This window comes from Psychromonas sp., from assembly GCF_041586535.1.
In the GTDB taxonomy this organism is placed as follows: Bacteria; Pseudomonadota; Gammaproteobacteria; order Enterobacterales; family Psychromonadaceae; genus Psychromonas.
This window is the reverse complement of record NZ_JBFGZY010000028.1, coordinates 21,072-30,200: the sequence shown is the minus strand read 5'-3', so window position 1 is coordinate 30,200 and position 9,129 is coordinate 21,072. Positions and strand designations below refer to the sequence as shown.

The window sequence follows — 9,129 nt, the reverse complement described above, 5'->3', positions numbered from 1 at the left end:
TTGTTATTGATTTGATTCAGAACGTCCTGTTCTTCACCACTTTGTGGCCAGCTAAAGCTGTTCAAAATCGTTCCATACGATTTTGTGCAATTAGAACAACTAGTTACTGCAATCAATGCCTTGCTTTCATCCATTTTTCCTGCGCCTAAACAGATCATCTAATTAACGGAATTGGTATTAATTTCTGCTAAATGAACAGTTCTTCTCAATCTCCGCAGTTCCATAACAGCAACCCCATTGGGTAATATTTTCTTACAGAGACGGCATTTCAGCTTTTTTGTGGTCTGCGAGTGGCCACTTGTCATCCTGTATTATTCTGAAGCAGTAATGCAGTAATGCAGTAATGCAGTAAGTTATATCGATTGCTGTCAGTATTGAATGGCACAACAGGGGATATTCAAAGGAGTTATTCCCGTATTCGGGTTAATCGCGGTTTTATCGATGATCACGGGGCGGGCAGTTAGCATTCTGTGGGAGCCAGGTATCTTATTAAGTGATGGAATTAATGTCAGAAAATTGAAGTGATGGAGGGGTGAGGGGAGCTGTTAATAACAACTAAAGGGCATATAGCCCTTTAAGTTGTTATTAGTCCTGGTAAGTAAAATCAAAACTTGTACGTAGTGTTGCAAAGGCACGATTGACCATTTTACGAGTTTTAGCCTTTTTTTCGATTGTTAATGCTACTTGTTTTATTTGTTTAATATCTTTCATCTTTATTTCCTTTTATTTTTTAATTAATCTGCCTGGTAGAGTGGACTGCTTTATAAATGTTGTTTAATTACCTAAAGTGGCTTGTTTGGTGACTTCAGATTTTTAAATCTGGGTTAATAATACAAATAAATGGGACATTGATCAAGTTTATTTGTAATTAAATTACCTAAAATTTTGTTAGGAAAGATTTTTACAGGCTATTTATTGTATTTTTGGTAATTAAGTTACGGATTCTTTTGGGGTTTCAGAATCTGAAATATTTATTTTAACCATAAATAACCTATCTCAATGGTGAAAATAGCAAAGTTTGAACATTCTGGAGAATCAGCAGTGAGTTATTGAGGCAAAGGCTTTCTTTTTTTAAGGTGCAGGATTATGGTGTGCTAAAAAGCCCTGGCGCTGTTTGTTCTCAGGGCTTTTTCTAAAGTTAATAGTAGAAGATTAATTAACCGAATAATTTATTAATTTTACCTTTTAATTTGTCTTCTAATTTTTTTTTCTCTTCTTCAATTTTCTGCTCAGATTCTTTTTTAATTTTCTCTTCTAAACGTTTTTTCTCAGCATCAAGTTTCTCTTTAATAACCCCCTGAGTGTCCAGCGAAAATTTTGGATCTGTGAATGAGCCTTTAATCAGCAATGGGATGGAGAGACCATCCAGATCAGTTTGTGCAGTTTCTTCACTGCTCTTTGATAAAGGTGTAACACTTAAACGGTAGTCTAATGTTTCCTTTAAAATATCAGCTAAACCGCTGCCATCAAGGCGTATTACGGGGGAGAGCATCAATAACTTCTGATTATCTACAATAGCGTTTTTGACAGTGAAATTTCCGGATAATAATGCAAAGTCGGTTTTTTTGATATCCGCTTCAGTCGGCAGTGCTTTCCCCTGAAGTTTGGCTTTTAAGATACGTATTTCCTGAGGAATGTTAACACCGTATAACTCACCATCGGTTAGTTTAAAATCACCATTGCCTGTTAGCCCTGTTTTTATTTTAGTTGCCGTTAATCCTTGTCCTTTACCGGCAAAGTTAAACGCAGTTGTACCACTCAGGTAATCGATTTTGGCTGCATCGATCAGCAGAGGACGTATCTGTACGTCTTTCAGATTACTCGCTATCTGGTAGCTGTTTAACCCACGGTTATTTTCAAGGCTGGCATCGACATTCAAAAAACCCTGGTAAAGCTCGGCGGTTAATGGTGTTAGCTGTGCTTTACCTTTCTTAATAATAATTTTTGAGTCAATTTTTCCAATTGTCAGACCGGAGGCTTGGATCCCTTCGATGGATAGCGTACCGTCAACATCCAGGCTATTTAATATACTCAGATCCGGCTCTTGTTCCTGTGTGTTCTTGCCGGCTGTTTTGCCGGAACTGTTTTCTGCCGTCTCTGTTTGTTCAGACTGGGGTAAATAAGGTGCCAGATCCCACTGATTGCCTTTCAGGGCGAAGCGTACCGTGGTTAAATTCTTGGTTTGTAAAGAAAGATTACCGGAGAGTTGGATCTGATCCAGCTTCACTAACAGGTTACTCAGTTCCGCTTTCATGCTGTCGAGGTTATATTTGAGATCCGCATTGACTGAGCTGTTTATTTTACCATTGGGCAGATCTTCCCCGGTTAATAAAGCGCTAAGGGCAAGTTGCTTCAACTCTATTGTTGTCAAATCCGCCGATACCAGTAATTTTGATTGTAAGTTTAACTCAGCAACCATGGCGTCGATAATGGCATCCGTCTGCATGGATAAATCTGTTTCCTGACCCGGTGAAAATTTACCCAGATGAATTTTTTTTATGTCAGCTTTGTTTGTTGTGCCTGCTTTCAGATCTTGGATTTCAATTTGTGCATCATTGATATTAACACCTGCTAACTGCAGATTTTCCGGAGCAAAAAAAACACTTTCTTGCGTCTTACCTGGATCTGTTGTCGGCGTAACTGTTTGTTCTTTTGCATCTGATTTGCTGGTAGTGTTACCCATATTATCCAGATTTGAGCTACCGTCTTTATTGGTGATCAGATTCAAAACCAGACCGTTTAATGTTATTTCGCCAATTTGAATTTGGCCTTTTAATAACGGTAATATATTGATACCAACCATAGCCTGATCAATTTTGAGCAGATTTTTGCGATTAAATCCATCCGGATTATGCAGTTCAATCTCACCGCTGCTAAAGGCTAACTGCGGATAAAACGCCCAACTGATATCGCCATTGATAGACAGATCCCGGTTAATGGTATTTTTGACCTGGGCTTGAATCTGTTGCTTATAATCATTGGGATCTATTGTTACCACTAAAACAACTGCGGCGAGTAGAAAAATAACTACCAGCCCGGCGAATAATTTAAGAATGAGTTTCATTGAATTTTCCTTATTGCTGCAACGTATTTAATTATGAACTCTTACAACAAGAGTGATTTTATTATTAGAATTTTATAGTGCTGTATTACTTTTCCCTGCTGAAATTTGTCTTTAATTGATGCAGCAGAGTGATCAATAAAAGTACTATAAATCCACTTAGCATACCTACTAAACCATTGCCTATGGTTGAATAACTTGCCGAAAAGTAATCAATATCCGGTAAACTGGCAATGATGCTTTCCTGTAAATGATGAATAGTGGGGATGCTATGGGTAACAATTCCGCCACCGACTAAGAACATGGCAACGGTACCAACGATGGTTAACAGTTTCATTAATTTTGGCGCCGAGGCGATAAGGCCGTTACCCATTACATTCAGGATGCCTTTGCCGGCGCTTTTTTCCTGCAAATAGAAACCCAGATCATCTAATTTAACAATACCTGCAACCAGGCCATAGACCAATACGGTGACACAAATACCAACAAAGCTCATAACCAGCACCTGGGTGAAGAAAGGCAGCTGCTGTACAATACCCAATACAATCGCGATAATTTCAGCCGATAGGATAAAGTCAGTTCTGATGGCTCCCTTTATTTTTTTCTTTTCATATGCGCTTACCTCTGCGGGGGAATTCTCTGTTTGCTTAGCTAGCGGGTATTTTTTATCCTGTTGGTGAAAAAATTTTTCAAATACCTTTTCCGCTCCTTCAAAGCAAAGGTATAAACCACCTAATAATAACAGAGGAAGGATCAGCCAGGGGGCAACGGCACTGATCAACAGGGCTGCAGGTACCAAAATTAATTTATTGATAAATGAGCCTTTCGCGACGCTCCAGACGACGGGTATTTCCCGTTCAGCTTTTACACCGCTAACCTGATGTGCATTTAAGGCGAGATCATCACCTAGCACTCCTGCCGTTTTGCGGGCAGCAACTTTAGACATAACCGCTACATCATCCAAAACAGATGCAATATCATCAAGTAGGGTTAATAAAGTCAATCCTGCCATGTAATCTCCTGTTATCCTGTAAGCAAAGCCCTAAACATACTGAGTAGGGGATTACATACTGTTATTTATACTTATTATTCATAAATAATCAATGTGTTGTGAAAGAATAGGAGAGATTAGGGAAAAATAATAGTAGTTAATACGCAGGGGCTTTGTGCCGGCAAGAGCGTTCACTTTTTCTTAATAACAGAAATAAAAAATACCTATGATAAGCTTACATAGGTATTTTTAAATATGTTTTCCAAGACCATTTTTAAATCAAGTTGAGACCATTGTCCTGAGCAAGGCCGATAAAGGAATCGTTTAAGTATTTGACGTTGTCATAACCTTTTTAGCAAAATAGCCTTATATCCCCGCCCTTGTTTTTAGGGCGGGGATATAAGGCGAAAGTGCAATAGCACTTGATGTGTGCTAAAATCGTTAATCCTGTAACGAAAACCAAGTGCAGAAAGTAAAAACAAATTTTCTACTGACTGACCAAGAAGACCCCACATAGCCTAGTTGCAGATTGTGGCAAGGGAACCGTTTGGAGCAGCAGTTTAAAGTTACCGACGCGGCTGGACGGTCGTGTCTGCTTGTGAAGGCTTATGTAAGACTCGATATTTCGAGCTATAGCCTACGAAACAAGAAGCATCGCCTGATAAGGCGGTGAGAAGTCACATAACAATGTATAAGCTAACGAGGCGCGCGGATCTTTTTAAGCATCCGATTCATTGCCTATGGTAAAATAATCGGGATAAAAATTGAAAACTTCCGGATAATATTTTTTGACCATTTCGAGATATCTTCCGTCTGCGCGAATCACTTTTAAATAAGCATTAAAGGCTTGACGTAATTCAGGTGAGTTTTTACGAAATGCAACGGCCAGGCGTTGCTCTTCTGAAATCGGCCCAATTACTTTAATTTCACCCGCCCACTTTTCAAGTGCCGCCAGCCCATCCACGACATCCAGTAAGGTGCTTTCAGCCTCCCAGGCGAGTATTGCCGGGATCATAAATGCAGACCTAAGTGGTGGGTTTGGTAAAATGACATTAGCGCCGCTCGATTTAAGATGATAGAGATCGGGATCCAGACAAGTTTGTCTTTGACCAAGGACATCCCGGCCGGCCAGCTGGGCTTTTACCTGCTTGATATCTTCCACGATAGAGCCGCTAGGTTGAATAGGCTGCATTGGCGAATCTACGCGTGCAAATAACCACACCCCAGCTGGAAAATAATCGTCTGAAAAATCGAAAAGTGCTTTGCGCCATTCAAGGTTGGTGACTCCGCTGGCAATCAGATCGCCTTGAATTTTTTCATTGTCAAGATAAACAATCTGCCCATCTGTATATTCAATATTTTGTCCGATCAACTGGCCAATTATATTATGCCCATCTCCTTTAACAAACTGATAATCAACACCAAGGTGGTCTGCAAAGCCCTGGATCAACTCAATATCGAAACCGGTTTCGATATAGGTATTGTCTTTTGGAAATTGTTTTACAAAATTTGCATAGGGCACACCAAGATGCCGTAATACACCGGAAGCTTTAATATTATCGAGATCGCCTGCAATAGTTGGCGGACTGGAAAATCCCATAGAACAGAATAGGGTTATCTGCAGTAGTTTTTTGAACGGTAAATTTAACGCCATTTTCTCTCCCTGAATATTCAATAAAAACAGATTTGCTTTATTAAAAAAAGATCCTAAGAATCACTTATTCTTTATTCAATAATAAACAAAAACCGGGGGTGCTGGTTGTAAAGAGCAATCACGCAAATCCTTTGCGAAGTGAGTCAAACTATTGCCTGTACTAACACTGTCTCGTTATCTGTCAGTTACTTGGGTGCTTTACAAATTTAGCTTTTGCTGGAAATATAATTCTGTTGGGCTGCTCAGAGAGTTAAAATATATTTCTCAGTGTCTTACATTTACCAATATAAAAACACAACTCGTTGATATAAATGTAATTTTAAATCGAGTAAATTATATAGATAAGTGGGCTGAAGATAAAGCAATTCAGTAACTGGAGATGGCAAAGCAACGTTGCTGAACAGTTTTTCCTAGCAGGAAAGAGAATAAAAAGAATCCGGCTTCCCGGTAATTTCCGCTATACTGATCACTTAATCATAACCGGAAAAATAATTTGTCATCTAAGCAAGCCTCTGAAATTAAGTTACTGACTACCTCTCCTGAATTTGTGCCCGATTCATTTATCAAGATTGCGACTTTTAATCTGTTTAATTATCTTCAACCGCCTTTGGCGTTTTATGATTTTGAGCGGATTTACAGTGCTGAGCAATGGACTAAAAAACAGCAGTGGATAACGGATTATATTAATGAATTTAAACCTGATGTGATTGGTTTTCAGGAAGTGTTCAGTAGCGATTCATTGTCTGAATTAGTTACAGGGTTGGGATATGAGTTTTTTCAGGTAGTCGATCAAATGGAAGTGATTGATGACTTTATCTGCCGCAGTCCGGTGGTGGCGATTGCATCAAAATATCCTATTGTTGATATTCAGGCTGTTTGTCCGGACCAAAGACTTGCTATGGCAATGGGGCTCAAAGAAGATTTCTCCTTTAGCAGGCAGATATTACGTGCCACCATTAAGTTACCGCATATTGGTGACACTGACTGTTATGTGGTGCACTTTAAATCTAAGCGCTCACTCCTTGAGCATGAAAACAGTTCAGAGCTCTCATCTGAAAAAAACATTATCGAAAAACTGAAAGCACAAGTGGCTGGTGGCTGGGGTTCCACCATTCAACGCGGCAGTGAAGCGGCTTTGTTAATGGTTAATATGATTGTCAGGCGGGAGGAAACCGGACAGCCGATGATCTTAATGGGCGATTTTAACAATACCCTGGCTGACGGGGTATTAAGCCACCTGGTTACCGATACGCTGCGTTTTACGTCAAAATATGACAGTGATAGTTATCTTGACAAATATTGCCTGAAAGATGCCTGGGATCTGTTCCAATCGACTGATAATAGCGGACCAGCGCCACGTAAGCCGACTCATTATTTCGGTGAATCAAGCTCCGTCTTGGATTATATTTTATTATCCCGGGAATTCGATGCTAATTATCATTTAAGCTTATTTGAAGTTTGTGAACACCAGACCTGCGATCGGCATTTAATCAATCCTGTTTTTGAACGCGATGGCGAAAGTACCGATCACGCCGTTGTTTTAATAACACTACAGTTACGTTCTTAACCGGCGAGCAGAAAAAATAGTTCTATCAGGGAGATAAAAAATAAAAAGGCGGATAAAATCTTCCAGAATCTCACCGGATTACGCTCAATTAACGGGCTCTGTTCACGGGCTCCGATTAATTCCGTGTTAGGAGTGTAGAGATCGGTGGTAAATTCACTCAGCGCCTGATAGCGCTGTCCGGCCATAGGGTGGGTCGCTTTTTTAAAGACCGGATCAATCCAGGTTGGAAGATCTGCGCGGAACTGACCGATAGGACGATATTTCCAGCTCATATCACGTACCCGCTGTATTGATTGCGTTTGTAATGATTTGTAAGGCAGTTCACCAGTGAGCAGTTCATATCCGATAACGGCAATGGAAAATAGATCGGAAAAAGTCGTGGCTTTTTCACCGTTTAAATATTCCGGGGCAATATAATCCGTCGCGCCTAAAGGCTGATCCTCAGAAGGAGCAGCTGCAATTTCATCCAGAGCATCAATTTGTATAGTACCGAAATCAATCAATTTAATCGAACGATCCGGTAGCACCATAATATTTTCCGGTTTAAAATCACGGTGTACTAAACCTGCTCGTTGCAGGACTCTTGCACAACTGATGATATTGCGGATAATTTCCCGTGCCACCTCTAAAGGCGGTTTTGGATTATCATACATCCACTGACGCAGGGTAATGCCCTCAATGTATTCACAGATATGGTACAAAAAGGGAGAAGAATTTATTCTTGGCAGAATTTTCATGATGCGCGGATCATTGAGCTTTCGCCCGACCCAGCGTTCTTTAGCAAAACCATCGAGATAAACCAGATCATCGGTAAAATTCTGCGATGGCATTTTTAAAACGACTCGTTGCTGATCCTCCTGATCAATAGCCAGATAGACATGGCTGCGCGGTCCTTCATGTAATACCCTTTCGATAATAAAGCGGTCAATTTCATTACAGCGCTGCAAAGCCGGAGGGATAGTTAAATGGGTTAAGCGTTGGTATAATTCATTAACATCGAGCAAAGGTAGGCTGGTTACCTGCAGCAACAGGCAGGTTAAATTATCACTGCTCTGCTGTTCACTGGCTAGATCAGCCAGATTCCGGGCCGCGGATTCAAGTTGTGCTGAGGTTAATGGGCTTCCCTGCAGACTGGCAAGCTGTTCGCTTAGCTGTTTTTCAGTTAGCCAGTCGTGGATGCCATCAGTGGACAGCAGAAACAGATCACCGACCTGCAGGTCCAGGCGCTGAAAATCCACATCCAGGCGGTTATCCATCCCTAAAGCACGCACTAATACGCTGTTTTTTCCGTATAAAGTACGCGTATGATCTTTGCTGAGTTGTTCCAGAAGGCCATCGCGATAACGATAAACTCGACTATCACCGACGTGACAAATATAAGCACTGGTTGATTTAAAAATAACCGAGGTAAAAGTGGTGATCATCCCGTTATGACGGAGTTCATCGACATGATTTTGCTGAAACAGCCAATCATTGAGCGAGTTGAGTACTTTACCCGCTGCCATTTTTACACTCCAGCTTTCCGGTGTGCTGTAATACTCTTCAATAAATTGGCTTACGCTGGTTTGACTGGCATTTTGGCTCCTGTTACTGCAGCTTACACCGTCAGCAATTGTTGCCACAATACCTTTATATTTTTGCTCTGAATGTAAAGTCGGTACCTTAACTGCAAAGGCATCCTGGTTAATCTCTCTTGTGCCGATATCAGAGTAACCTCCGATACACAGTTCAAGTTTTTGGCTCACTTGCGGGGGGTGACTTACACTTTTTTTCATAGGGTTACGCTTATATTATTTGATCAATAAGGCGCTTCAAAACTCGGGTCTTGAAGCGCCTTATTGATAATACACTAAGGT

Annotated in this window: 6 protein-coding genes; 1 reads left to right on the top strand and 5 read right to left on the bottom strand. The window is 40.6% G+C overall.

All coding sequences use genetic code 11. The features are described 5' to 3' along the window. Positions 1-585: 585 nt before the first annotated feature. The 4 genes from ABZA00_RS05015 to ABZA00_RS05000 all read right to left on the bottom strand — a co-directional run bounded on the left by ABZA00_RS05015 (position 586) and on the right by ABZA00_RS05000 (position 5,706). Positions 586-711 carry a hypothetical protein gene (locus ABZA00_RS05015; RefSeq protein ID WP_372881046.1) on the bottom strand — a complete coding sequence of 42 codons (126 nt, stop codon included), beginning with the start codon at positions 709-711 and terminating at the stop codon, positions 586-588. Between the two features lie 445 nt (positions 712-1,156). Then, positions 1,157-3,064 (bottom strand): AsmA family protein, encoded by a 1,908-nt coding sequence (locus tag ABZA00_RS05010; protein ID WP_372881045.1) that lies wholly within the window; start codon positions 3,062-3,064, stop codon positions 1,157-1,159. A gap of 85 nt (positions 3,065-3,149) precedes the next feature. Further along, positions 3,150-4,073, bottom strand: a complete 924-nt coding sequence (locus tag ABZA00_RS05005; protein WP_372881044.1) for a DUF808 domain-containing protein — start codon at positions 4,071-4,073, stop codon at positions 3,150-3,152. A 697-nt stretch (positions 4,074-4,770) separates the two neighbouring features. After that, positions 4,771-5,706 carry a transporter substrate-binding domain-containing protein gene (locus ABZA00_RS05000; RefSeq protein ID WP_372881043.1) on the bottom strand — a complete coding sequence of 312 codons (936 nt, stop codon included), beginning with the start codon at positions 5,704-5,706 and terminating at the stop codon, positions 4,771-4,773. Between the two features lie 493 nt (positions 5,707-6,199). On the opposite strand from ABZA00_RS05000, the gene ABZA00_RS04995 reads away from it, so the two are divergent. Next, entirely contained in the window at positions 6,200-7,273 is a 1,074-nt protein-coding gene (locus tag ABZA00_RS04995) for an endonuclease/exonuclease/phosphatase family protein (protein ID WP_372881042.1), read from the top strand. Here the strand turns inward: ABZA00_RS04995 and ABZA00_RS04990 are convergent. Beyond that, entirely contained in the window at positions 7,270-9,048 is a 1,779-nt protein-coding gene (locus ABZA00_RS04990; protein ID WP_372881041.1) for a protein kinase, read from the bottom strand. The genes ABZA00_RS04995 and ABZA00_RS04990 overlap by 4 nt on opposite strands. Positions 9,049-9,129: the final 81 nt, after the last annotated feature.

What these genes read in the sequence shown, in the direction of transcription:
- ABZA00_RS05015 (WP_372881046.1), bottom strand. Translation starts at nt 711, where the DNA reads ATGAAAGATATTAAACAAATAAAACAAGTAGCATTAACAATCGAAAAA.
- ABZA00_RS05010 (WP_372881045.1), bottom strand. Translation starts at nt 3,064, where the DNA reads ATGAAACTCATTCTTAAATTATTCGCCGGGCTGGTAGTTATTTTTCTA.
- ABZA00_RS05005 (WP_372881044.1), bottom strand. Translation starts at nt 4,073, where the DNA reads ATGGCAGGATTGACTTTATTAACCCTACTTGATGATATTGCATCTGTT.
- ABZA00_RS05000 (WP_372881043.1), bottom strand. Translation starts at nt 5,706, where the DNA reads ATGGCGTTAAATTTACCGTTCAAAAAACTACTGCAGATAACCCTATTC.
- ABZA00_RS04990 (WP_372881041.1), bottom strand. Translation starts at nt 9,048, where the DNA reads ATGAAAAAAAGTGTAAGTCACCCCCCGCAAGTGAGCCAAAAACTTGAA.